This is a genomic window from Streptomyces sp. DH12 (assembly GCF_020873895.1).
Classification (GTDB): Bacteria; Actinomycetota; Actinomycetes; order Streptomycetales; family Streptomycetaceae; genus Streptomyces.
On the sequence record NZ_JAHWGT010001736.1, the window covers coordinates 1 to 381 of the forward strand.

General features: G+C 70.9%; 1 protein-coding gene. It reads left to right on the top strand.

Translation table 11 applies throughout. From position 1 onward, the window contains the following. Positions 1-381: LLM class flavin-dependent oxidoreductase (locus tag LPA54_RS41980; RefSeq protein WP_228985582.1), on the top strand; the 381-nt coding region annotated here is incomplete at both ends.

Consider the following 381-nt stretch of genomic DNA (forward strand, 5'->3'; position numbering starts at 1 on the left):
GGCGGACCCTGGCCGCCCGCCCATGTGCGCCTGGAGATGCTGGAGGAGGCCGTGCAGATCATGCGCCGGCTGTTCTCCGGCGAGGAGGTCAACCATCGCGGCACCCACTACACCGTCGAGAACGCCCGGCTCTACACGCTGCCCGACGAGCCCGTGCCCATCGACGTCTCCGGCTTCGGCCCGGCGGCCACCAAGCTCGCGGCACGGGTCGGCGACGGCTACATCACGATGATGCCGGACGCCTCCATGGTCGAGCAGTACCGCAAGGGCGGGGGCGGCCAGAAGCTCGTCAGCGGTGGCACGAAGGTCTGCTACGGCACCGACCGCGAGGAGTGCGTGCGTACGGTGCACCGGCTGTGGGCGAACGAGCAGCTGCCGGGC